We start from the raw sequence: 24,833 nt of genomic DNA, 5'->3' as shown, positions 1-24,833 counted from the left end.
CGATTTGTCATCTTATTTGTTTTGTTATTCCGTAAAAATGAATACTTTTGCAAATTGTAATAAAAACGCAGTTTAAGAAGAAGGATGAAAGTACATAAAGAAGGAACAGGCCTGCTACTTACGTTATTTACGGTTTTATTTGTCGTAAATGTCGCATTATACCATACCGTGGGTAAGGGAGTGCTGTTCTATTCCGTTGCGACAGTTTCGACTATTCTTTTCCTGCTGATCCTGAATTTCTTCCGCAGTCCGTTTCGTCGTTTTCCTTACGACTCTGAAGGTCTGGTGATTGCACCTGCCGACGGTACGATCGTAGCAATCGAGGAAGTGATGGAAAACGAGATCCTTCACCGGAAATGTTTGCAGATATCTATCTTTATGTCCGTGTTTAACGTACATGCCAACTGGTTTCCGGTAAACGGCACCGTGAAACATGTCTCTCATAATAACGGACGGTTCATGGCGGCCTATTTGCCGAAGAGCAGTACCGAGAACGAACGTTCGGCCGTTGTTATCACGACCAGGAACGGGGTGGATGTACTGGCACGCCAGATTGCGGGAGCACTTGCCCGGCGTATTGTTACGTATGCCAAGGTCGGAGAAAAATGTCACGTGGATGAACAGATGGGTTTTATCAAATTCGGGTCGCGTGTAGATGTTTATTTGCCGGTGGGAACCGAAGTCTTGATTGAGATGGATCAGAAGGTAACCGGTAACCAGACACCGATTGCACGGTTAAGCAAATGCCCGTGCGAATAGAATCCGGAAAATATACGAAAGAATGAATATAAGAAAGCATATCCCCAATACAATCACTTGTCTGAGTCTTGTATCAGGATGCATCGCCACTGTGATGGCTTTGCAGGATAATTATTTGTGGGCTGCCATATGGATCATCATTGCTGCCGTGTTCGATTTTCTCGACGGCTTTGCCGCCCGTTTGCTGAAGGCTTATTCTCCGATGGGAAAAGAGTTGGACTCATTGTCGGATATGGTGAGTTTCGGAGTGGCACCCGGTATGATCGTATTCTCGATGCTGGGACAGGCAAGCCTTCCTTTAGGCGAGATAGGACGTTATATTCCTTATCTGGCTTTTGTGATTCCTGCTTTCTCCGGTTTGCGTCTTGCCAAATTCAATATTGATGAGCGGCAGACAACTTCATTTATCGGTATGCCGGTTCCGGCACATGCGTTATTCTGGGCTTCGGTCGGATATTCATTGTCCCCTTTGAGCCAGGCGAATAATGTCTTATTTATAGTGGTTACGCTGGTGGTGGCGTTGGCTACCTCCTTATTGCTTGTGTCTGAGATCCCTATGTTCTCGTTAAAGATCAAGACGGTTGCATGGAAAGGTAATGAAAGACGCTATATATTAGTGGGTTGCGCAGTCCTGTTCGTTGCCTTTTTCGGTATGCTTGGTATAGCGGGAACAATTCTTCTCTATATCCTCTTGTCTATTTTTAACAAAAGGCAGTAAACAAGAGGTCTGGTCTATGTGTTTCTCTTATAAACCAACTAAGTAACGAATAATATTATGTTTAAGTTTTTGTTTGTAATGTTTTTCTTCTTCATCCTGTTAGTCTTCCTGATGGGTTTCTCTATCCTGCGTACATTTAAGAATATGTTGTTTGGTAGCGGAAGCAGCAATGCAAAGAAAGGGGAACAGCGTCGTCAGACAAGTAGTTACTCCGGTGGACAACGTCAGTCGCATAATACCGCTGAGGAAGATTATGCGGCCGCCAATCGCAAGAAGATCTTTACTAAGGACGAAGGCGAATATGTCGATTTCGAAGAAGTAAAATAAGAAGTTATTGATCAATAACACGAAAATATCAATCCGTTTTTTTGACGATCGTGAGGTCCGTGCAATCTGGGACGAAGAAAACAACAAATGGTGGTTTTCCGTATTGGATATTGTTGCAGTTCTTACGAGTCAAGATGACTACACTAAAACACGAAATTATTGGAAATACCTTAAGGCCAAGTTAAAGAAAGAAGGTAATGAACTGGGTAGTGACACTACCCAGTTGAAGTTGAAGTCACCTGATGGCAAAATGCGACTTTCAAACGTACTTGATTACGACGGTATTATTGCTTTAGCGAAACATTTTCCCAATAACAAAGCTGCAAAGTTTCTCGATTGGTTTACTTATAGCGACAACAGTATTGACGGACAGAGTAAGAAAAAAGCGTATGCATTCTTTGAAAGCAATCTTATTAGCGAAGCAGAAATCGGAACAACGAAAAGTTTACAGCAAATTCATGCGTATCTCTTTGGCGGGTTATATGATTTTGCCGGGCAAATCAGACAAAAGAACATTTCGAAAGGCGGTTTTCAGTTCGCTGTATCGCATTTCTTAGGGAATACATTAAGGCAAATTGAAGAAATGCCCGAAAATACGTTTGAAGAAATTGTCGATAAATATGTTGAGATGAATATTGCCCATCCATTCATGGAAGGTAACGGCCGAAGTACTCGGATCTGGCTGGATTTGATCTTTAAAAAACGATTGAAGAAGTGTGTTGACTGGAGTCAGATCAATAAAAAGGATTATCTGAACGCAATGGTACAAAGTTCTACAAACAGTGTAAAGCTAAAGAATCTGCTGAAGAACGCCTTGACTGATAAGATTAATGATCGTGAACTATTTATGAAAGGCATTGATTATTCGTATTATTACGAAGAGGATGAATAACTGCCCGTTATCTGCGTGACTTAAAGAATTTCTGCATCTCTTCCGCACACTCTTTCTCCATTACTCCCTTTTTTACTATCGCTTTGGGATGGAAAGCCTTCGGCGCATATTGCTGAAAGCCTCTTTTCTCGTCGCTTGCCCCATATACGATGGTGCTGAGTTGGGACCATCCGATGGCGCCGGCACACATGATACAGGGTTCTACCGTTACATAAAGACTGCAATTAGTCAGGTACTTGGCACCCAGTACGCCTACGGCTGCCGTTATGGCTAGCATCTCCGCATGAGCGGTCGGGTCGTTCAGCCGCTCCGTCTGGTTATGGGCACGGGCAATAATCTGATTGTTACATACAACAACGGCCCCTACGGGCACTTCTCCTTCGTCGGCGGCAGCACGCGCTTCCACCAACGCCTGTTTCATAAAATATTCGTCGTTAAATGGATTCATCTTCTCATTTCTGTTTCCTTGAAGAGGGTAGGATAATCCTCCTCCAGTGTCTTGAGTATATGTGAAAGGATTGTTTCCCGGTACCAACGGGATTTGTTTTCGATATTATATCTGGCAAGATAGCGGTCGACAGCCTTCTGCTCTTCATCGTTGAGCATAAAAGTAACCTTATGCACCCTTGGGCGATTGGGTTGGGGTGGTGAATATTTCCGTTTTAATGCCATATTGTGCAAATGTACAAGTGAAAGCCCAAATAAAAAAGAAAAACAGTATATTTGTGCAAATTAATAAGATGGCTGAACAAAACGATTTAGGCAGGGATGGTGAAGCAAGGGCACGCGATTATCTGATCCGTCAGGGCTACACGATTTTGCATACCAACTGGAGATGGCATCATTACGAACTGGATATTGTTGCCGTCAAGGAGAAGGATCTGGTTGTCGTAGAGGTGAAAACCCGCTCGGAAGATTATCTCCTTTCGCCCGAAGAAGCTGTCGATAATAAAAAGATCAGGCGTATTGTAGCGGCGGCAGATGCCTATGTCCGTTATTTTAACCTGGATTTGCCGGTCCGTTTCGACATCATCACCCTGGTAAAAGAGAAGGATGGTTTCCGGATCGAGCATATAGACGATGCTTTCTACGCTCCGTCCCGATAAAATAGAAAACTGAGAAAACGTATGAATATAGAAGAAGCCCGTGAATATTGTTTGTCGTTGAAAAACGTTACCGAATGTTTTCCTTTCGATGATGTCTCACTCGTCTTTAAAGTGGAGAACAAGATGTTTGCTCTTTTGCCTTTGGACGGAGAGGAACCGTATTTGGCTCTGAAATGTAATCCGGATTATACGGAAGAGTTGCGCGATCGTTATGCAGCAGTCGAAGGAGCTTATCATTTCAATAAGAAATACTGGAACGGAGTTTATCTGGAACGCGACATGTCCGACGACGATATCCGCCACTGGATTCGTCATTCCTATCGTGAGGTAATAGCCAAACTACCGAAGAAAATAAGAGAAGCATACGATGAATGAAGAAAATGAACAGCCGCGTATTATCCGGCTCGAAGAAACAACCTCTACAAATAATTATCTCCGCGGACTGGTAGGGAAAGAACCCTTACCGGAAGGGAGTATCGTTGTTACAGAATATCAGACAGCCGGACGAGGCCAGGTCGGTAACACCTGGGAGTCGGAACCGGGAAAGAATCTGATGTTTAGCATTATCCTGTATCCGGATTTTCTTCCGGCTAACCGCCAGTTCTTAATCTCCCAGATAGCTGCACTGAGTGTAAAGGAAACGCTTGATGCTTATGTGGACGGTATAACGGTGAAGTGGCCGAACGACATTTACTGGCGCGACAAGAAGATATGCGGCATGCTGATTGAGAACGACTTGACGGGGCATTCCCTGTATTGTTCCGTGATAGGCATCGGTATTAATATAAACCAGCGGGAGTTTCTGAGTGATGCTTTGAACCCTGTTTCACTGGTACAGATAACGGGTCGGGAATATGACCGGGAGGAAATCCTGAACAGTTTCCTGAAACGTCTTTACGACCGCTATCTCGGTCTGCTCCAGGAAAAGGAGGAAGAGATTCGGAGTGCTTATATGGCAGCCCTGTATCGCGGTAACGGCTTTCATCCTTACCGGGATGAACAAGGCGTCTTCCAGGCTTGTATCCTGGGAATAGAACCCACAGGACACCTGATTCTGAAAACAGATAACGGAGAAGTGAGGCGCTATGCATTCAAGGAAGTGTCGGTGGTAAACACTTAAAAATAGCGCTTTGGGGGCACTTCTCTAAATAACATAGTATTAATCTAATATCAGAAATAACAATGAAGCAGTTATCTAATAACAAATGTATTCTCTTTCTTTTTGCATTATTCTTTATTTCCGGTCTGAATGCTCAGACTTCAAGTTCCTATGAACGTGACTGGCGCACCGACCGTCAAAAGATAAAGATCATTTCTTACAATATCATGGATGGTTTCAGCAACGGTTCGGATAAGGATCGTATCTCCCGTTTTACCGCCTGGGTAAAAGAACAATCTCCCGATGTACTGGCTTTGAACGAACTTTGCGGCTTCACCGAGGCGAAACTGAAAGAACTGGCAGCTTCTTATGGTCACCCTTATGCCGCTATTGTAAAGGAAAACGGTTATCCGGTCGGGCTCACTTCGAAAACGCCTATCAAGGTTGTCGACAGAAAGATTGACGGTTACGGTCATGGTCTGTTACATTGCAAAGTTCTGAATATGGATTTCCTAGTGACGCATCTGAATCCTCATGATCGGTTAAAACGCAAAAAGGAGGCCGATAATATTATCGATTACATCAATAAAAATCAGTTAACCAATTGCCTATTGATGGGTGACATGAATGCCCATTCCCCTTTCGATGCCTCCTGGACGGATGAACATCTGGAGAATTATGCTGTGATTTCTACTTTTATGGCAGCTTCATTGCATGACATTTGTTATATGTTCACTCCTGATAACCAACGTTATTCTTACCCTACCCGTATATTGACCAGTTCACCGAAAGGAGAGGCTTTACGCCGCCAGCAGGAGCGAATCGATTTCATATTTGTAACCGACAGCCTGCGTCCTGATTGTGTAGATGCGCAGATTTATAACGGTCCGGACAACGATTATCTTTCCGATCATTATCCGATAGGGATCAGTATGTTCATACCCAAAGAGTAGTTACAAATAAAGTTTCCGGAAATGTGGCGTCACTGGCTATATTACGGATGCTTATTCAGTATAAAAGAGTGAATTATGATGGTGATGCTGAGGTGTTATTCAGCGTCACCATTGTTGTTTTATAGCGTCACTTATTGCTCCATTGATGCTTAAGTCGCCACACTATTATATTTAAGGATATAGTATAGTACAATTAAGCCCTTTTCATACTTATTCTAAATATGAAATATATGCTTTTCTAAAAAGAAAGGTAAGCCTTACATATATGTAGATATGATCTTACATTTATGTACTTATATGCTTACATATTTAATACTAGTAAAGAAGATGGTTAAAGTCTACTACAATAGGGCTTAGTTCTTATAGTATAATGGGTTAACTGTTGTAGGCCGGTATAAAGGAGATAGATTAGAGAGTAGCTTTATTTTTGCTATGTAAAAATAGGTGATGTCGAATAATATTTCAGCGTCACTTGTAATATATTGATATATAGTATTATATTAACTTTTTCTTTGTTTTGACACTGAATCGGTGAAAACTATATATTAATGTACATGTGTACATTAATATAATATACTTTCTTTATGGAAGAAATATAATATACATATGGTTCAGCTGTTGAAATATAAGAATTATATATAAAATAAGTAGTGGCTAAAAAAAACGATCCTTTAAATACGTCAACAAAATTAATTATAACTTTTGAAACCACAACTCTTTTCCAAATAAATTTTGCATAACTATCTCCTTTCTTATCAAGAGAATAATAAAGTATGTACAAAATTAATGCTTTCGATTACGAATATCAAATAGTCTATAAATACTGGCTAGATTAAAGGATCGTTTTTTCTAGTCATTATACTTTGACTAAGGACGTAAAAGGTTGGATAAGAACTATTTCATTAACATTATTATTAATATTAAAATTTAGATTATGAACAAAAAGTTTTCTACTTTGGCGATTGCTTGTATGGCTTCGACTTTGTTCTCTTCTACTCAGGCTGCAACAATCAGCCAAGGTACAAGGGATGTAACGAAGATTGAAACTAACAAGTTTTATCAATTAGGTGACGCTACTGCAGGCAAAGTACTTGTTATGGTACCGGATGGTAATGGTTACACACTGAAACTGAAAGATGTTACTGCTGTAACAGATGTAAACTCAACACTGTGGTCTATTCAGTATTCTTATAGCAACAATGCTACTGGTCCTGATTTTACATTTGTAAATAAAGGAACAGGTATACCTTTGATGGTTAATCCTGGCGATGCTCCTTTGTATGATGCAACTAAAACTTATGCAGCAGCAGATGGTTTTGTGAAAATGAACGGAGCAGCTTCTTCCTGGAAATGGAAAAGTTCAACAGAAACTCAGTCTTCTCCGTTCGGAACAAGCGGTTTAATTTCTTATTTTGCAAAAGACTCTGTTGTTACTTTGGTAACAGGCGCAACTGCTACTCCTAATGCAACTGGTAATGGTTATACTAGTTCAGAAGATGTTTATTTGGTAAAAGCTCATGCCAGCAGAGATAAATGGGAAGGTCGTCATTTGAGACTGGCTCCTATTACTGCAGGTGCTGTAACTCTGAGTGCAAAAGACTTGAATACCAAATTAGCTACCGATCCGGAAGGAGATTCTTTCAAGTTAGGATCAACTCCGGAACTGAAAAAAGGAGTAAATAGCACATTAGGTAATCAATTTACAGATAATACTTTCCGAGCATGGGATATTCAGGCTGCTGCTACAGATGAAGATAATTTCAAGATGTATGTAGAGAATGGTAATTTTAATGTATCTGAGGGGGGACTTTTGTTACAGGTTATTGATGATGCCAATGATGCAGATCCTTATAAAGATACTTATCTGTTGGCAGATACTTTTTATATCGATGGTTTGTCTGTAAACAATCAGGATTTTGTTAAGTTTGGAACAGATAAGATGATCACTGATACATGGCAGGGTAATAAATATATAAAGAATGTTCAACCTGGTCGTCTGGCCGCATCTTCCAAATTTAAATTTACTTATTATCCGACACAAGATAGTATTGCTATTGAAGTATTAGGTTATAACAAGAAAAATGGTTCAACAGGTGCTACAGCAACAACTGTAAACGGCAAGGCTACTCTTTGGGATCAGTCACAGTCTGATAAAACTGTTATCTTGAATAAATTAACAGCTTCTAATGAGATAACTTTGGGTACATCTCCTGCAAACGTTCGTTTCTTCTTGGGTGAAGGTACAACAAACCGTACATCAGAAAATAACGGTGTTTATGTAATCAAGAATGATAAAGACCAGTATTTGGCTGTTCCTATTTATAATACGAAGAAAGATAATGGAGTAAATGCTTGGGCTAATGCTCCGAAATGGGTTACTGTAAAAGCTTCTGAGCAGGAAGTGATGAACATGCCGGCTTACCAGTGGGTTATCTTAAAAGATCATGAAGAAACTTCGGAAATTGCCGAGCTGTCAACTGTAACACTTATTAACCGTGAATTTGCCGGTGTAAAACAAAGCATTCAGTTACGTCAGGAAGAAGGTGGTGCTTACAAATTTGTTGCAGGTGGTCTGCATAATATTGACTCCCTGGATATCAAGCCTGTAACAGCTGCTGCATTAGGTAATGAAAAATTAGGTTATTTGAACTTGGATAACAAGGTGTTGGATGTAATGTCTTACAAGTTCAATTATCTGCATTCATATGCTGATGATAAATTCATCGGTATGAACGGGGATTCTATCCTGTATGTGAAAGATGCTGAATTGTCATTCTTTATGAATAAAGAAACAGCTGAAGTTCCTTATGGTATTACTGTGGATAATGCATTGAAAGCTAAAATTTCAGGTTTGAAACAGTTGAAACGTGTTATGTACACTCCGTATGTGAAGACTTCTAAAGGTAATCTTTATATTACATTAGATAGCGAGGGCAGATACAAAATGACTTCTGATGAAGCTAAAGCTAAGAAGTTCTATCTGAAAGAAAATAATTTCTATAAAGCTGAATCTGTAGAAGCAGCTCGTCCTTACTATGCATTCATCAATGTCGCAGCAACTGATTCAACGAAGATTGGTTCGGCTGATGAAGATCTGAGCGTAATCTTGAAAGATAATGTGCTGGAAGAAACAAGAACTTCTGCATTTGCAATTGTAGAAAATAACGCTCCTCTGTATCGTCGTTTCAATACTGCATTAGATGGTGCTGTAGAAGGCCAGGAAGATGCAGCTAAGCTTCTGAAGTTCAAAGAATATTATCGTGGTGAATATCTGATGGATGAAAACAATGAGAAATTCAAAAATGAAGGAGTTTGCTATTTGGGTATCGAAAGAGAAGATAAAGTTAATCCGAAAGCAGGTTTGTCATTTGTGGTTGATACAGCGACAATTGATAATGCTCCTAATGGAAAGATCAAACCGCAGTATTTCATCTATGTGAGTCAGAGTGAAAAAATTGCAGAACCGGCTAAACCTTGTGAACTGGATCACGAACACCTGAACGGTATTACAGAATGGACTTGTCCTCACGCTATTCCTGCAAAACCTGGCTTTACAAGAGCTAAATATCTGGTAAGTTTCGCAGATTCTCTGAAGGCTAAAGATGCAGATAAGTTGTATCAGTTTGGTGACTATACTCGTGTCGGTTTTGTGGATGCTATGCATATTGGTGATAGCTTGTATGTTTTGACAAATGGTTTCGAAGAACTGGCTAATGCTGATTTGGATACGGCAAAAATTAAGGCTGCTTACAAAGCTGCTAAAATTGACGCTGACTATATCATTGATTTGAAATCTGAATTGAAGAAAGATGCTCACAAGAATTATACTTGGTCATTCCGTTACATCAATCCGGATAAGGCAGCTGCTGCAACAGTAGAAAACTTGGATGTTGCATTCCTGATTGAATCAGACAAGGAAGCAAGCGATTTGGATGTTGCTCCTATCAATGGTGCTTGGTTGAAGAGTCAGAACGGTTGTTTGGTTCTGTCGGATTCAAAATCATCTACATTTGAAAATGCAAGAACCGGTGGTGATAATGCATTGGTATTCAATATCGAGATAGGTTCAGAAGATGATATGGCAACAGATAACGAAACGATTGCTACATCAACAGTATCAGTAGTTGCAACTAACGGAGCCGTAATCGTTAAAGGCGCTGAAGGTAAGAAAGTTGTTATCAGCAACGTTCTTGGACAGACTATTGCTAATACAGTAATCACTTCCAGTGAAGCTACTATCGCTGCTCCGGCAGGTTATGTGACTGTGGCTGTTGAAGGCGAAGCTGCTGTAAAAGCAATCGTAAAATAATAGATAATTCTAAAATTACCACCATGCGGTCGGGTAGAGACATTGTATGCAATGTCTCTACTACCTGCCAATTAACCTGCGACGGGCGAACAAGTGGTGGCATTAATACTAAAGTAATAAAATAAAGTTCATCTGTCAGTATCCCTGCGAAGAGAGAAGCCGGATAAAAAATATCCCCCGATGGAAATTCCGTCGGGGGATATTCATTATTTAATGATGAGGTTACTTATTTAATCTCAATGTTTCTCTGTAATTTGGCCGTTTCTACAAGCGCTTTTTTAGGAACATCTACGGTCAATACGCCATGTTCTACTTTAGCACTGATCTTTTCTTTGTCAACATCATCCGGCAATATCATTGTCTGCTGGAATTTAGAATATGAGAATTCGCGACGTAGATAACGTCCGTTATGCTTTTCGTCTTTATTCTCGTTTTTCTTTTCCATTGAAACAACCAGGCAGTTGTCATCGTCGATACGGACATTGAAATCTTCCTTAGTCATTCCCGGGGCAGCCAATTCAATCTTATAATCTTTTTCGCTTTCAATTACATTGATAGCAGGTGCTGTTGAATTAGCTTTTTCCATCCAGTCGTTATCGAAGAAATCATTGAAGATACTCGGTAACCAATTTTGATTTTTTCTGATCGGCATCATAATTAAATCTCCTATTTTTAAGTTACACATTCAATAATTTACTGAACTCCGGGCTCTTTCCGAACCCTTCGTTCAGCTATCAATAAGCAAACTTTGTGCCAGTTGGATTTAATGCCTAATTCTGTCTTTTTGTCACTTGTTTAAGCTATGTTTGACAGAATTGGTGACATATTGTAGCGATAATCCTTGAATGGCTATTAATTTGTTGCCCCTTTCTTGACTTTGTCGGTGATATGTTCGACACGGTCACCGATATATTCGGCTTCGTTAACACCTTTGTCGACTACATCTTTGATTTTCTTTTTTGTTCTGTCAGCCAGTTCGCTCATGTCGTCGTGGATACATTTGAATTTACCGTCGTCTTCCATTTTGCGAAGCACATAGCCGATAGCGATACCGGCAGCAATACCAATCAATACATTTTTCATAACTGCTTAATTTTTAAATGATTCTTTTTGTTTAATGTCTCTTTGTTTATGAAACAGTGCGTCAGGCTGTATTGTTCAGGCTTTAAAAGTGAAAAAGATATATGAAATTGTAAAGTAACATTCCCCTGTCTCTTTCCGCTGAAAGGGGAGGGGAATGCTAAAGTTAGGAAGAAGGTTTGGTTGTTTTCTTAGTGTTTTTCAAAATAAGGAATAAAGTGTGTTTCATTTCGATAGCAAAAGTAGGGGGACGGCATTACAGAGTTGCTACATAGGCTATACAGTTTTATTAAATAATACCGGATTAATTGACTTCCGATATTGTTTGCTAATCGAAATACTGTATTTTTGCAGAAGAACAATTAAAAATCAAAAAACAGAAAGATGGCACAATACAAGAGAATTCTACTGAAGTTAAGCGGTGAGTCGCTGATGGGAGGTAAACAATATGGTATCGACGAAGTTCGTTTGAATGAGTATGCAGCACAGATCAAGGAGATTGCAGAGATGGGGGTCCAAATCGGCATTGTCATAGGCGGAGGTAATATCTTCCGTGGTTTGAGTGGTGCGTCTAAAGGGTTCGACCGGGTGAAAGGTGATCAGATGGGGATGCTGGCAACGGTAATCAATAGTTTGGCCTTGAGTTCTGCGCTGGTTGCACAGGGAGTAAAGGCAAAGGTGTTGACTGCTATCCGGATGGAGCCGATCGGTGAGTTTTATAATAAATGGCGTGCCATCGAATTGCTGGAACAGGGTAATGTGGTGATTATGTCCGGTGGAACAGGCAATCCGTTCTTTACAACCGATACAGGTTCTTCTTTAAGAGGTATCGAGATTGAAGCCGATGTGATGCTGAAAGGTACACGTGTGGATGGTATCTACACGGCCGATCCGGAAAAAGACCCGACTGCGACTAAGTTCTCAGATATTACTTATGATGAAATATACACTCGTGGCCTGAAAGTGATGGACCTGACAGCGACCACCATGTGTAAAGAAAACAATCTGCCTATCATTGTCTTTGATATGGATACCAACGGGAATCTGAAGAAGGTGATGAGCGGCGAGAATATTGGGACGTTGGTGCATAATTAGAAAATGTGAAACACTTCCTATCCATATTAATCCTTTTGTGCCTGTTGCTTGCCGGTTGCGACCGTGCCGATAGGGAAAAGAAATATGTGATAGGAATTTCCCAATGTATGCTGGATGATGCCTGGCGGCAGCAAATGATTCGGGAGGTGGGAATTGAGGCATCTAATTATGATAGTATTAAAGTCGTTATTAAGGATGCCGATAATGATAATGACCGACAAATCGAACAAATACGCGAACTGATTGCACAAAAGGTCGATGTCCTGATTATTTCACCTTTCGAATCAGCACCGATAACAGATGTGGCCGAAGAAGCATTCCGTGCAGGCATCCCAACGATTATCACCGACCGCAAAGTAAACACGAACCAATATACCACCTTTGTCGGAGCGAATAATTATGATCTGGGTTTTGCCGCCGGAACATATGCCGCTAAACATTTACCCCCTCATGCCACTATTCTTGAAATTTGGGGAATGATGGGCTCTTCTCCCGCTCAGGAACGTCACAACGGTTTTCGGGATGCCTTGCTGCAACGGACGGATTTAACCTTTCGCCCCGTGGAAGGCGACTGGCGGTATGATGTCGCAGCCAAACGCCTGAAAGAGATAGACTTTTCACAACCCATCGACTTTGTATATGCTCATAACGATATGATGGCTATTGCCGCCCGTGAACATTTTCTGGCAATAGACCCGGTGCGCGGTAAGGAATTACATATTATAGGAATGGATGCCGTGGCAAATGCCGGACTGGAAGCGGTGGCGGATGGACGGATTAATGTCTCTTTCCTTTATCCGACGGGCGGAGAACAGGTGATACGGACCGCCATGCAGTTGCTTAGAGGGGAGAAGGTGGATAAATATATTCCCTTGTTGAGCGGTTTGGTTGATAAGTCGGCTGCCCAGACCCTGTTGCTTCAATCTGAACGGTTGAGCAATTATCAACAGCGTATTGAGACACAGCGGAGCCGTATGGATGAATTGCTGAACCGTTTTAATTTTCTCCGGGATTCATTGAGTGTTATCACGCTTTTGATGGTTGGTTTCATTTCTTTGTCGGTCTATGTATTCTATATTAACCGTAAGATACGGCTTAAAAACCGCGAACTGCGTGAGATTAATAAGAAAGAGGAAGAACAACGCCGTAAACTGATATCCCTGAATGCGGAGATAGAAGAGGTGACAGCCTCCAAACTCCAGTTCTTTACCAATATATCCCATGAAGTACGTACTCCGTTAACACTGATATTGGGGCCGTTGGACAGGTTGCTTAACTTATTGCACGATTCCCCCTACCTTTCAGACCTGGAGTTGATTCATAAGAATGCGGGGCGTTTACTCCGCGTCATCAACCAACTATTGGATTTCCGGAAGGTGGAGAATAAGCAGGAGAAACTGAAGATACGTGAGACGGAAATCGTTTCGTTCAGCAGTGAGGTGAAGTCATATTTCAATAGTATGGCGAAGGTGCGTACTATTACCTATACTTTTGCCTCGGACATGAAGAACTGCCGTATCTGGATGGATGCGGATATGATTGAGAAGGTGTTGGTGAATTTGTTATCCAATGCATTTAAGTTTACGGCCGAAGGGGGAAAGATTGGGGTAGCGCTGGAAGAGTCGGACGAATGGGTGACGATACATGTCGAAGACAATGGTTCGGGTATCCAACCGGAGAATCTGCCTTATCTCTTCAACCGTTTCTATTCGGAGAACAGCCGGGTGGGGACAGGTATCGGTTTGCATCTGGTCCATGAATATGTGAAGATGCATAATGGGGAGGTAACAGTGGAAAGTGTCCCCGGACAGCGAACCGTTTTCTCCGTTTGCCTTCGGAAAGATAAGACGCAGCTGAACGGCGAATATATCACGGAACTGCCTGTTTCCCATTTGGCGTATGATGCTTCGAACCTGGATGATTCCGAAGAGAAAACGTTGTTGGCACAGAAATATCCTTATTCCGTTTTGGTTGTTGAAGACGATGATGAGGTCCGTGCATTCCTGGAAAAGGAATTATCGGAGAACTTTCGCGTATTTACCGCTACCAATGGAAAGGTCGCTTTGAATCTTCTTCAGGAGGAAAATGAAATATCGCTTGTCTTATCCGATGTGATGATGCCGGAAATGAATGGCTTCGAACTTTGCCGCAGTATAAAAACGGATATTGCCATCAGCCATATTCCCGTTATCCTGTTGACGGCCTTGTCGGATGAACGTCAGCGTATGTATGGCATATCGGGCGGGGCGGACGGTTATATCCAGAAGCCTTTCCATGTGAACTTTGTAAAACTCCGTATGATCCGTATCCTCGATGAACAAAAAAGGTTGCGCGAAGCATGGCTGAAAAAGCTGCAAAGCAGTAATATGCTGATGGCGCAACCGGAGAAGGTGGAGAATATGGATGACCTGTTCCTTCGCCGGTTCCTGACACAGATTGAAGAGATATATACCGATTCTGAATTTAATGTGGAGAAGTTGAGTGATACGCTCGGTTTGTCGCGCGGCCATCTCCACCGTAAGATAAAAGACCTGACCGGAACCAGCCCGGTCGATTTTCTCCGTAACTACCGTTTAAAGAAGGCAGCCGTTCTTCTGAAACAAAAGCAATACAATATCAACGAGATTGCTTACCAGACAGGTTTTTCGTCTCCCGCCTATTTTGCCAAATGCTTTAAGGCCGTTTATAACCAAACCCCGAAAGAGTATCAGAATACAGAAAAGGTATGATTTGAATTTAATATCCTATCACATTTGTCACATTTATCTGACGGATATTATACTTCTGGAATGAATTTCAGGGTATGTGACGAATGTGACAGGATTGGTTCGTTTTGTTATATCCGATTGTTTTCAGTGCCTCTACATTTGCTTCCGAAAACTTGTTAGCAGGAACAACATTAAAACATTCTATATGAAAACAGTTGCCATGATTACCATGAAGAAGTCTTTCCTTTTATTAGTTGCCGGTTGTACTTTGTCTGCCGCAACATATGCACAGGAAGCGGTAAAAGATACCGTTCAGGTGAATAAGGAAAAATCAAATGAAACGAACAGCCGCAATGTGATGCTGAATGCCTCCAGTGCGAATGGTCCCCGCGAGATATCCATCGGACTGCCCGGTGGGGATGTCAATGTCCTCGAAAATGGTTTGCCTGTCGTCTACAATTCCAATCCTCATAATGTAAATACCCATTGGCGCGGTGACGGTAGCCTGGGGCATGTCGGGTTATTGAAGATTTCGGAAACGGCTATCACGACCGGTACTGTCGGATATGCGGTAAACTCTCATACGCAACTCGGGACGGAAAAGTTCCGGGGTAAACTGAATTATAATACGAATCATTTCGGTAAGCAGCAAATCGACCTGAATATCAGCGGTAATGCCGGGAAAGGTTGGTTTTACAGCGGAAGTATTTATCAGGATTTCGACCCGGGAACTTTCAAGTTGCGTTTTGCTTCCAATCAGGACCGTACACAGATTTATAAAGCTGCTATCACCAAACGTTATAATCAGGACCGCGGTGAATTGTCGGTTATTTATCATTACAGCAATAGCCGCTGGCCCTCGAATGCCGCGACCAATGCCCCTTTTATGTATGTGGGTGACGGAAGTGTGAAGGAGATTCCCGGTTTTAAACTGGGCACAAGCTCTTACCTGCCGACAACGGGCGAGATGGTTTATATGGATATGCGTTCCGGTGAATTGAAGAAGACTAACCTCTATGATGCCTCCCTGAATAAAGGCAACCAGATTAGCCTGCATCATGCTTATAAATGGAACAACGGACTGAAATGGATTGTGAATGCCAAATACGACCATGCGCTCGGCTCTTATGTCTATCAGACGCCGATGTCGCTGGAAAAGAAGACTTCGGAAGACGGCTATTCCCTGAAAGACCTGGAAGGCAATCTGACTCCTTATGAAGGCTATGTACAAAGCCGCATGTCTTGTCTGAATCGCGGTAATATAGATGAAACCTTCCTGACTTCCGAACTGTCGCGCGAATATAAAAACGGAACCTGGCGTATCGGGTTGAACCAGTGGCATTATAAGATTGATTATGCCTCCAATACCACCATGTACGACCATACAGTGGAAGAATATCCGAGCCGGCTGATGAAAGAAGGTTATACCGATGGTGTTTACTACGACTTCAACAAGAATGCTTCCGAATATTACAAAGGGTATGAAAATAAACTGGCCCTTTATTTTACCCACGATTGGGATATCAACGACAAAATCAATGTCTACTACGGTGCCCGCTTCGAATATCAGAAGATGCACGGCCAGAATGCAGCGGTCTATCTGAGGAATGACAGCGTATTAGGACGTTTCCCTAACTATCATTTGGGTGCGGCTTATAATAAGAATGGACAGACCGGAACCGTCGCTCCGCAGGATTTCGATTATGACTGGTTCAATCAGGTCTATACGTTTGCCCTGACTTACAAACTGACCGGGCAGTTCGGTTTTACAGGCGATTTCACTTATAATACGCAGCATCCTGCCATTTCCAGTTTTGCCCCGTCCGAATTGCCGAATGTGGAGAAAGTATCCATTCCATTGGGACGTGCCGGTATCTATTATAATAATAACTGGTTGAGCCTGACGTCTTTGTTCTCTTATATCGGAAAGACGAACAACAACTCTACCCTGAACCTGATTAATCCGAACAACTCGAAAGATATCAACGCAGCCCCGCTTAGCTACGATATTAAAACTATCGGGTGGACGACCGACCTGATTGCCAGGTTGTTCAGAGGTTTCGACCTGCACTTCCTGTTTACTTACCAGAATCCGACCTATAAGAAATATGAAACAGGCGTGAATTTTTCGGACGGCAGCCACGCTGGTATCAATGCTACCGGTAATATCGTGACGGAAATACCGAAAGTCCTGCTGGAGATTGACCCGAGTTATACCTATAAAGACTTCCGGGTTTGGTTGAGCGCCCGTTATTTCAGCAAGACGTATGCCAATATCAACAATGCCTATTATTTTAATGGTCGTTGGGAAACATTCGGAGGTGTTAATTACAAAGTAAATAAGTATCTTAGCCTGGGAGCGACAGTCGTGAATATCCTGAACCAGACCGGAGCACGCGGCAGTATTTCGGGAGCCGAACTGGATAAGAAGGAGGATGCCTCCAAGCATAACGGGCAGTGGATGGCCGGCAGCTATATCCGTCCCTTCACTGTAGAATTTAGTGCAAACATTACATTTTAACAATTAATCTATTATCATATGAAAGCAACGATTTTGAATAACAGTAAGAATTTCCTGATGGGCTGTGCTGTATCAGTAAGCCTGGCCTCTTGCCAGTCCGCCTCTAAAGAAGGATTTACTTTGGAGCAGCAGGGCGATACACTAACGCTTGTCCATATAACGAATCCGGCCAAATACCTCTTGTTGCCGGTGGAAGAACATACCGGTGAAGGGCAGGTGTGCCTTGTGACGGGAAACCCGGCGGATACGGATATGGATGTCCGTCTGGCTAAAAAGGAAACGGATTATTTCGTCCCTTTCGAACTGCCTGCCGGAGCAGAAGAGGCGGTTGTCCGTATCCGCAAAACGCCGAAGGATGCCGTGTGCTGGAAAGAGATGAAACTCTCCGACACGTTCGATACGACCAACCGTGATAAATACCGTCCTCTTTACCACCATACCCCGTTGTATGGCTGGATGAATGATGCGAACGGACTGGTTTATAAGGATGGCGAATATCATCTTTACTTTCAGTATAATCCTTACGGTTCGGTATGGGGAAATATGCATTGGGGGCATTCCGTAAGCCGTGACCTGGTTCATTGGGAACATCTTCCGGTAGCCCTGGCCCGTGATACGATGGGGCATATCTTTTCCGGTAGTTCCGTTGTGGACAAGGATAATACGGCCGGTTATGGTGCCGGTTCGATCGTCTCCTTCTATACTTCCGCCAGCGATAAGAACGGACAGATACAATGTATGGCTCACAGTAGCGATAACGGGCGTACGTTTACCAAATACGAAAAGAACCCTGTCCTTACCCCGTTCGACGGTCTGAAAGATTTCCGTGACCCGAAAGTGTTTTGGTATGCTCCGGAAAAGAAGTGGGTGATGATTGTGTCGGCCGATAGGGAAATGCGGTTTTATTCTTCCGGGGATTTAAAAGACTGGACGTATATGAGTGCTTTCGGTGACGGGTACGGTGTGCAGCCGAGTCAGTTCGAATGCCCGGATATGGTGCAACTGCCGGTAAACGGGGATTTGAATATCAAGAAATGGGCGCTGATTGTCAATATCAATCCGGGTTGTTTGTTCGGAGGGTCGGCTACGCAGTATTTTATCGGGGATTTCGACGGAACAAAGTTTGTTTGCGATACGAAACCGGAAGTAGTCAAATGGATGGACTGGGGAAAAGACCATTATGCGACAGTCTGCTTTTCCAATACTGGCGACCGTGTCATTGCCGTGCCTTGGATGAGCAATTGGCAGTATGCGAATATTATTCCTACGCAGCAGTATCGTAGTGCCAATGCTTTGCCTCGTGAATTGATCATGTATTCCGAAGGGAAAGAGGTGTATATGGCTGTGAATCCGGTCAGGGAACTGGAATCGCTCCGGAAAGAGACACGCGAGATTCCTGCTTTTACGGTTGAGGCGAATAAAGCTGTCAGCATAGATACGCTGTTTGCCGGAAATGATGGCGCATTCGAGATAAATATGAATATAGCAATCGGTAAATCGAGTATCGCAGGCTTTCAGTTGGTGAACGGGAAAGGTGAGTATGTGGATATTTATCTGGACCTGAATGCGAAGAAGCTGGTTATGGACAGGGTGCATAGCGGTATCGTGGACTTTGGAAAGAATAGCGTTCCGCATGAAAAGGAAGCGCACGATAACCGTATCGCCAACTCCATTAATTATGTGGACGATTTTGCTTTGGCGACCTGGGGACCGTTATCTCCGGCACAGGAACATACGCTTCGGATTTTTGTAGATAAATGCTCTGTCGAAGTCTTCCTCGATGGCGGAAAGGTGGCTATGACCAATCTTGTTTTCCCGAACGAACCTTACAACTGTCTGAACTTTTACAGTAAGGATGGTTCCTGCCGGGTAAATTCGTTGAATATTTATAAATTAGCACTTTAAAAATTGAAATATCATGGAAAAGAATAAACCTGTAGTAGTCGGTATCGGCGAACTTCTTTGGGATGTCCTGCCAACCGGAAAGCGTGCCGGAGGTGCCCCGATCAACTTTGTATATCACGCCACACAAATGGGAGCTGAGGGATATGCCGTCAGTGCAGTAGGAAATGATTTGTCGGGAACGGAAATCGTTCAGGAATTGGAAAAGAACCATATCTCCAATAGCTTGGGAACAGTAGAATATCCGACCGGAAGTGTGATGGTGGAACTGAAGGATGGTATTCCGACCTACACAATCATTGAAGGCGTTGCCTGGGACCATATTCCTCTAACCCAGGAATCTATCGACCTGGTAAAGAGGGCGGATGCCATTTGTTATGGCACATTGGCTTTGCGTTCACAGGCGTCGAAAGAAACGATCCTGACTTTATTGTCGTATGCACGTGAAGATGCGTTGCGCTTTTTCGATATCAATATCCGGCAATCGTATTATTCCAAGGAGCTGATTGAAACGTTGTTGCATAAAGCAAATGTCTTTAAGGTGAATGATGAGGAACTGGTATTGCTTCGCAGCATGTGTGATCTGGAAGGTGCGGATGAGGAAGTGTGCCGTAAGATGTTGAGGAAATATAACCTCAGATATGTGATTCTGACAGCCGGAAGCGCTTTCAGTTCGATTTATTCGCCGGATGAGCAGTCCACTATCCCGACTCCTAAAGTACAGGTTGTCGATACGGTAGGAGCAGGCGATTCTTTTTCCGGGGCGTTTGTCTATTCTATATTAACAGGGAAATCCCTGCGTGAAGCCCATCAGCTTGCTGTCGAAACGGCCGCTTTTGTTTGTACACAGGAAGGGGCATGGCCTCCTTATCCGAATAAAGAATGATCATGAAAGAAAAAGGTTTATATATAAAGTTGATCCCGGTCATGCTGGCGTTCTTCGCTATGGGATTTGTGGATCTGGTGGGGATTGCTTCCAACTATGTGAAGGCCGATTTGAATCTGACAGATTCGGAGGCGAATATCTTTCCGTCGCTTGTATTCTTCTGGTTTCTGATTTTCTCTGTTCCAACCGGAATGCTGATGAACCGGATCGGACGGAAGAAGACTGTATTACTTAGTCTGATCGTTACATTCTTCTCTTTGCTGCTCCCAATCTTTGGCGATGGTTATATGCTGATGCTTATTTCCTTTTCTCTGCTGGGTATCGGTAATGCCTTGATGCAGACTTCTTTGAATCCGTTGCTCTCGAATATCATCAGTGGGGATAAGTTGGCCAGTAGTCTGACTTTCGGACAGTTTGTAAAGGCTATCGCTTCTTTCCTGGCTCCTTATATCGCGATGTGGGGCGCAACGGCTGTGATTCCTTCTTTCGGCCTGGGCTGGCGGATACTTTTCCCGGTTTATATGGTTGTTGCAGTTATTACAATCCTTTTGTTGGGAGCAACGCAGATAGACGAAGAGAAGCCGGAAGGGAAACCTTCGACATTCGGAGAATGCTTTGCCTTGCTGGGTAAGCCTTTTATTCTGTTGTGTTTTATCGGCATCATGTGCCATGTCGGCATTGATGTCGGAACGAATACAACAGCTCCGAAAATCCTGATGGAGCGTTTGGGAATGGGATTACATGATGCATCGTTTGCCACCAGTCTTTATTTTATCTTCCGTACGGCCGGTTGTTTCCTGGGTGCTTTTATCCTGAGTCGCATGTCGGCCAAGATATTCTTTGGTATCAGCGTTGCAATGATGGCGCTGGCAATGGTCGGATTGTCTTTGTTCCACGGCAAAGAGATCATATATATATGTATAGGGTTGATTGGATTCGGAAATTCGAACGTGTTCTCGATCATCTTTTCGCAGGCAATCCAGTCCATGCCCCAGCGTAAGAACGAGATATCCGGGCTGATGATTATGGGGCTGTTCGGAGGAACTGTCTTTCCTCTTTTCATGGGCTTCCTGTCGGATGCAATGGCTTCGCAGTTGGGGGCGGTGATTGTGCTGAGTGTGGGCGTTCTCTATCTGATGTTACTTTGTCCGAAGCTTAAGTGATAAAGCATCCCTTATGAGGTAATGAGAATATCATATATTGTAATATAACTGTATCATAATATATGATATTTTATTTTTATAATATATGATATCTTAGTATCATAATATATGATACAAATTTTCTTTCTGGATTGCTTTGTCGATTTCTTCGGAGCCGCAAGTTTATGCTACGCTTTCAGTTGAATTATAGTGCTAAAAAAGTAATTTGTTTGCTAGGTTCAAAAACTTTACTACTTTTGTTTATCGAAAAAAACAGAAAACAAAATATCAATCAGTTATGGCAGATATCAAGCAGTATGTAAAGTCAGCAGAAGAGAAAATGACGTTCGCAATCGATTATCTTGACGAACAGTTGGCTCATATCCGTGCCGGAAAGGCTAATCCGAAGATCCTTGACGGAGTGAAGGTTCCTTATTACGGAGGTCTTGTTCCTCTGACTAACGTGGCTTCGGTAAATACACCGGATGCAAAAACGATTATCATTACTCCGTGGGAAAAGCCGCTTATCAAAGAGATTGAAAAGGCAATCATGAACTCGGAAGTAGGTATCACTCCTGAAAATAACGGTGAAATAATCCGTCTGGGGATTCCTCCTCTGACAGAAGAACGCCGTCGCACGTTGGCTAAACAATCCAAACAGGAAGCCGAAACGGCAAAAATCAGTGTTCGTAATGCGCGTCGCGATGCGATCGAGGCAATAAAGAAAAGTGTGAAAGCCGACGGAACTCCTGAAGATGTGGCAAAAGATGCGGAAGCGGAAGTTCAGAAGGTGCACGATAAATTTATAAAGAAAGTAGATGACCTCTACGCTGCTAAAGAAAAAGAAATAATGACAGTATAAATAATTGAAAATTGAGAATTGAGAATTGAAAATTACTTTGACGCGTATCGTCCGGTAGTTTGTTCAATTCTCAATTTTCAATTTTTAATTTTTAATTAATATGAAGGGACTGGTAATAAAGAATACAGGTAGCTGGTATACCGTACGCACCGATGACGGGCGTGATGTGGAAAGTAAGGTAAAAGGAAATTTCCGTTTAAAGGAGATACGCAGCACAAATCCTGTCTCTGTCGGTGACCGGGTTGATATCGATATCAATAATGAAGGTACGGCGTTTATTACCAAGATAGAAGACCGTAAGAACTATATTATCCGGCGGGCTTCCAACTTATCTAAACAGTCGCATATCATTGCGGCCAATCTCGATCAGGCCATGCTGATCGTAACTGTCAATTATCCGATTACTACAACTGTTTTTATCGATCGTTTTCTGGCCACGGCTGAGGCTTATAGTGTGCCGGTGAAGTTGGTTTTCAATAAAATTGACCGTTATAAAGGGGAAGATAAGGAATATCTCGACGCCTTGATTAATTTATACACAACGATCGGTTATCCTTGTTCTACCCTATGTGCTAAAACGGAAGAAGGTCTCGATGCGCTAAAGGCTGAGTTGAAAGATAAGATAACTCTTTTGTCCGGCCATTCGGGAGTTGGGAAATCAACGATTATCAATAAGTTAGTTCCCGGTGTTAATCTCCGGACCGGCGATATCTCCGAATATCATAATAAAGGGATGCATACGACAACTTTCTCTGAAATGATCCCGCTGCCGGAAGGAGGCTACCTGATTGATACCCCTGGAATCAAAGGTTTTGGAACGATAGAGATGGAGACTGCTGAAATCTCCCACTATTTTCCGGAGATATTCAAATTCTCCGAAGATTGCCGGTTCAATAACTGTAGCCATCGTCATGAACCGGGGTGTGCTGTTTTGCAAGCGCTTGAAGATCATTATATCAGCGAGTCCCGCTATAAGAGCTATCTCAGTATCCTGGAAGATAAAGAAGAAAGCAAATATAGGGAAGAGTATTAAACGGCCGGAAGGCTCATTCCTGTGATCTTGCGGTATAGGTCGAGTGCATAAACATCCGTCATTCCTGAGATATAATCAAGTACACATTGTATTTTGCCATAAGTGGTTGGTGCATTCGTGTCATATTGTTCCGGGATGCGCTGTAACAATAATTTACTGTATGCATGGCTCTGATTCATGACAGCTTCTGTCAGGCTGTCGATCAGATGGCTGAAGATATGGTAACCGGCCAGTTCTATGTCGAGTACTTCTTTGGCGCGGTAAATCTTTTTGTAAGCCGTTTTTGAACAGGTGGCATAGGCTTGTTTGGCTTGTTCTCCTATCTGCTCTATCAAAGGAGTATTATAGGTTCCGTCAAGTATTCCGTCTTCATTTTCAAGGAAGACACGCGAACATTCATCTACCAGTAGTCCGATGATGCAGGAGCGTAGATAGGCGATCTGTTCGTTTGTATCGTCCACCATTTTCATGACGCGGATGATATGGTTCAGTCGTTCTCCTTCAAAAAAGTTGAGCAATAGTTGAATGGCTTCTTCTGTCGTAAGGATATGTAGTTTGCAGGCATCTTCTATATCCATGATCTGATAACAGATATCGTCGGCTGCTTCTACCAGATAAACCAGCGGGTAACGGACAAATTTATTCTTGTCTTCAGGATTGTGGTTTATTCCCAATTCGGTAGCTATGCGCATATAGGTTTCTTCTTCCGACTGGAAAAAACCGAACTTCCCTTTTTTGCCTGAATGAACCGATGCATAAGGATATTTGACGATAGAGGCCAATGTGCTGTAAGTTAAAGCAAATCCGCCTTTTCTCCGGCCGATAAACTGATGGGTAAGCAGGCGCATGGCATTGGCATTGCCTTCAAAATGAAGAAAGTCTTCCCAACGGCCACCAGCGGAACGAATTTTATCTTCCAGATAACTGCCGTTCCCTTCCAGGAAGTAAGCGGAAATGGCTCTCTCTCCGGAATGTCCGAATGGCGGGTTGCCCATGTCGTGAGCCAGGCAGGCTGCGGAAACAATGGAACCTATTTCCGGAAAGTTAATACTTCCGTCGGGATATTTTTGCATCAATCCCTTTGCTACATTATTACCTAACGAACGACCTACACAGGATACTTCCAGGCTATGTGTCAGACGATTGTGGACAAAGATACTGCCCGGCAAAGGAAATACCTGCGTCTTGTTCTGTAATCTGCGGAAGGGGGAGGAGAAGATCAAACGGTCATAATCCCGCTGGAAGTCCGTACGTTCATGTTTACGTTCATGATATTCTTCCATTCCGAAACGTTTACCTGATAATAATTGGGTCCAGTTCATATTGCTATATTAATAATGTAATAATTACAAAGGTAGGCATTTTGGAAGACAATAGGAATATGAAGGTTTCAAATAAATATTTTATTACGGAGTTCTACCAGAACTTATATAGCATTGCG

The 24,833-nt window shown here is 42.6% G+C and carries 22 protein-coding genes; 17 read left to right on the top strand and 5 right to left on the bottom strand.

The window, feature by feature from the left end; translation table 11 throughout:
- The first annotated feature begins 84 nt into the window (after window positions 1-84).
- The 4 genes from DWW91_RS02675 to fic are packed head-to-tail and all read left to right on the top strand — an operon-like array spanning window position 85 to window position 2,696.
- Window positions 85-759: a phosphatidylserine decarboxylase family protein gene (locus DWW91_RS02675; RefSeq protein WP_122326882.1), complete on the top strand. Its 675-nt coding sequence runs from the start codon at window positions 85-87 to the stop codon at window positions 757-759.
- A gap of 22 nt (window positions 760-781) precedes the next feature.
- A complete protein-coding gene (gene pssA / locus DWW91_RS02670; RefSeq protein ID WP_048314604.1) occupies window positions 782-1,477 on the top strand; it encodes a CDP-diacylglycerol--serine O-phosphatidyltransferase in 696 nt (231 codons plus the stop codon).
- A gap of 57 nt (window positions 1,478-1,534) precedes the next feature.
- Window positions 1,535-1,804 (top strand): DUF4834 family protein, encoded by a 270-nt coding sequence (locus DWW91_RS02665; protein ID WP_009859952.1) that lies wholly within the window; start codon window positions 1,535-1,537, stop codon window positions 1,802-1,804.
- 7 nt (window positions 1,805-1,811) lie between these two features.
- Complete coding sequence (gene fic, locus DWW91_RS02660) at window positions 1,812-2,696, top strand: protein adenylyltransferase Fic (RefSeq protein ID WP_199722540.1); 885 nt, start codon at window positions 1,812-1,814, stop codon at window positions 2,694-2,696.
- Window positions 2,697-2,703: 7 nt separating this feature from the next.
- On the opposite strand, the gene DWW91_RS02655 is transcribed toward fic, so the two are convergent.
- On the bottom strand, window positions 2,704-3,144 hold the full coding sequence (locus DWW91_RS02655) for a nucleoside deaminase (protein ID WP_044215086.1): 441 nt from the start codon (window positions 3,142-3,144) through the stop codon (window positions 2,704-2,706).
- Window positions 3,141-3,368: a hypothetical protein gene (locus DWW91_RS02650; RefSeq protein WP_009859950.1), complete on the bottom strand. Its 228-nt coding sequence runs from the start codon at window positions 3,366-3,368 to the stop codon at window positions 3,141-3,143. Before DWW91_RS02650 ends, DWW91_RS02655 begins: the two co-directional genes overlap by 4 nt.
- A 68-nt stretch (window positions 3,369-3,436) precedes the next feature.
- Between DWW91_RS02650 and DWW91_RS02645 the strand changes: the two genes are divergently transcribed.
- The 5 genes from DWW91_RS02645 (at window position 3,437) to DWW91_RS02625 (ending at window position 10,163) form a co-directional block, all read left to right on the top strand.
- Window positions 3,437-3,802 carry a YraN family protein gene (locus tag DWW91_RS02645; protein WP_009859949.1) on the top strand — a complete coding sequence of 122 codons (366 nt, stop codon included), beginning with the start codon at window positions 3,437-3,439 and terminating at the stop codon, window positions 3,800-3,802.
- A 21-nt stretch (window positions 3,803-3,823) separates the two neighbouring features.
- Window positions 3,824-4,177 carry an MmcQ/YjbR family DNA-binding protein gene (locus DWW91_RS02640; protein ID WP_009859948.1) on the top strand — a complete coding sequence of 118 codons (354 nt, stop codon included), beginning with the start codon at window positions 3,824-3,826 and terminating at the stop codon, window positions 4,175-4,177.
- Window positions 4,170-4,922, top strand: coding sequence for a biotin--[acetyl-CoA-carboxylase] ligase (locus tag DWW91_RS02635; RefSeq protein ID WP_046146111.1), 753 nt, complete (start codon window positions 4,170-4,172; stop codon window positions 4,920-4,922). The genes DWW91_RS02640 and DWW91_RS02635 overlap by 8 nt, the downstream gene beginning before the upstream one ends.
- 62 nt (window positions 4,923-4,984) lie before the next feature.
- Window positions 4,985-5,854 (top strand): endonuclease/exonuclease/phosphatase family protein, encoded by an 870-nt coding sequence (locus tag DWW91_RS02630; protein ID WP_122326881.1) that lies wholly within the window; start codon window positions 4,985-4,987, stop codon window positions 5,852-5,854.
- 934 nt (window positions 5,855-6,788) lie between these two features.
- Complete coding sequence (locus DWW91_RS02625) at window positions 6,789-10,163, top strand: DUF6383 domain-containing protein (protein WP_122326880.1); 3,375 nt, start codon at window positions 6,789-6,791, stop codon at window positions 10,161-10,163.
- A gap of 226 nt (window positions 10,164-10,389) precedes the next feature.
- Here the strand turns inward: DWW91_RS02625 and DWW91_RS02620 are convergent, their stop codons facing one another.
- Together DWW91_RS02620 and DWW91_RS02615 are read right to left on the bottom strand one after the other, a co-directional pair.
- On the bottom strand, window positions 10,390-10,818 hold the full coding sequence (locus tag DWW91_RS02620) for an Hsp20/alpha crystallin family protein (protein ID WP_199722539.1): 429 nt from the start codon (window positions 10,816-10,818) through the stop codon (window positions 10,390-10,392).
- A gap of 197 nt (window positions 10,819-11,015) precedes the next feature.
- Window positions 11,016-11,246: a hypothetical protein gene (locus DWW91_RS02615; protein WP_122326879.1), complete on the bottom strand. Its 231-nt coding sequence runs from the start codon at window positions 11,244-11,246 to the stop codon at window positions 11,016-11,018.
- Between the two features lie 381 nt (window positions 11,247-11,627).
- On the opposite strand from DWW91_RS02615, the gene pyrH reads away from it, so the two are divergent.
- The 8 genes from pyrH (at window position 11,628) to rsgA (ending at window position 23,392) form a co-directional block, all read left to right on the top strand.
- Complete coding sequence (pyrH, locus tag DWW91_RS02610; RefSeq protein ID WP_005867363.1) at window positions 11,628-12,338, top strand: UMP kinase; 711 nt, start codon at window positions 11,628-11,630, stop codon at window positions 12,336-12,338.
- Window positions 12,339-12,343: 5 nt separating this feature from the next.
- Window positions 12,344-15,067: a substrate-binding domain-containing protein gene (locus DWW91_RS02605; RefSeq protein WP_122326878.1), complete on the top strand. Its 2,724-nt coding sequence runs from the start codon at window positions 12,344-12,346 to the stop codon at window positions 15,065-15,067.
- Window positions 15,068-15,251: 184 nt separating this feature from the next.
- The gene (locus DWW91_RS02600) at window positions 15,252-17,567 is read left to right on the top strand and encodes a TonB-dependent receptor (protein WP_122326877.1); all 2,316 of its coding nucleotides are present in this window, start codon (window positions 15,252-15,254) and stop codon (window positions 17,565-17,567) included.
- Between the two features lie 18 nt (window positions 17,568-17,585).
- Window positions 17,586-19,472 (top strand): DUF4980 domain-containing protein, encoded by a 1,887-nt coding sequence (locus DWW91_RS02595; protein ID WP_122326876.1) that lies wholly within the window; start codon window positions 17,586-17,588, stop codon window positions 19,470-19,472.
- A gap of 13 nt (window positions 19,473-19,485) precedes the next feature.
- Window positions 19,486-20,355, top strand: coding sequence for a carbohydrate kinase (locus DWW91_RS02590; RefSeq protein WP_122326875.1), 870 nt, complete (start codon window positions 19,486-19,488; stop codon window positions 20,353-20,355).
- Window positions 20,352-21,518 (top strand): MFS transporter, encoded by a 1,167-nt coding sequence (locus DWW91_RS02585; RefSeq protein WP_122326874.1) that lies wholly within the window; start codon window positions 20,352-20,354, stop codon window positions 21,516-21,518. The genes DWW91_RS02590 and DWW91_RS02585 overlap by 4 nt, the downstream gene beginning before the upstream one ends.
- A gap of 277 nt (window positions 21,519-21,795) precedes the next feature.
- Window positions 21,796-22,359: a ribosome recycling factor gene (gene frr / locus DWW91_RS02580; RefSeq protein WP_009859937.1), complete on the top strand. Its 564-nt coding sequence runs from the start codon at window positions 21,796-21,798 to the stop codon at window positions 22,357-22,359.
- 100 nt (window positions 22,360-22,459) lie between these two features.
- On the top strand, window positions 22,460-23,392 hold the full coding sequence (gene rsgA, locus DWW91_RS02575; RefSeq protein ID WP_122326873.1) for a ribosome small subunit-dependent GTPase A: 933 nt from the start codon (window positions 22,460-22,462) through the stop codon (window positions 23,390-23,392).
- Here rsgA and dgt read toward each other — a convergent pair.
- A complete protein-coding gene (gene dgt, locus DWW91_RS02570) occupies window positions 23,389-24,714 on the bottom strand; it encodes a dGTP triphosphohydrolase (RefSeq protein ID WP_122326872.1) in 1,326 nt (441 codons plus the stop codon). The genes rsgA and dgt overlap by 4 nt on opposite strands.
- Between the last annotated feature and the right edge of the window lie 119 nt (window positions 24,715-24,833).

This window comes from Parabacteroides sp. AF17-3 (assembly GCF_003635445.1).
Taxonomy (GTDB): Bacteria; Bacteroidota; Bacteroidia; order Bacteroidales; family Tannerellaceae; genus Parabacteroides; species Parabacteroides goldsteinii.
The sequence above is the reverse complement of the archived record's forward strand: the minus strand, read 5'-3'. Positions and strand labels throughout refer to the sequence as shown.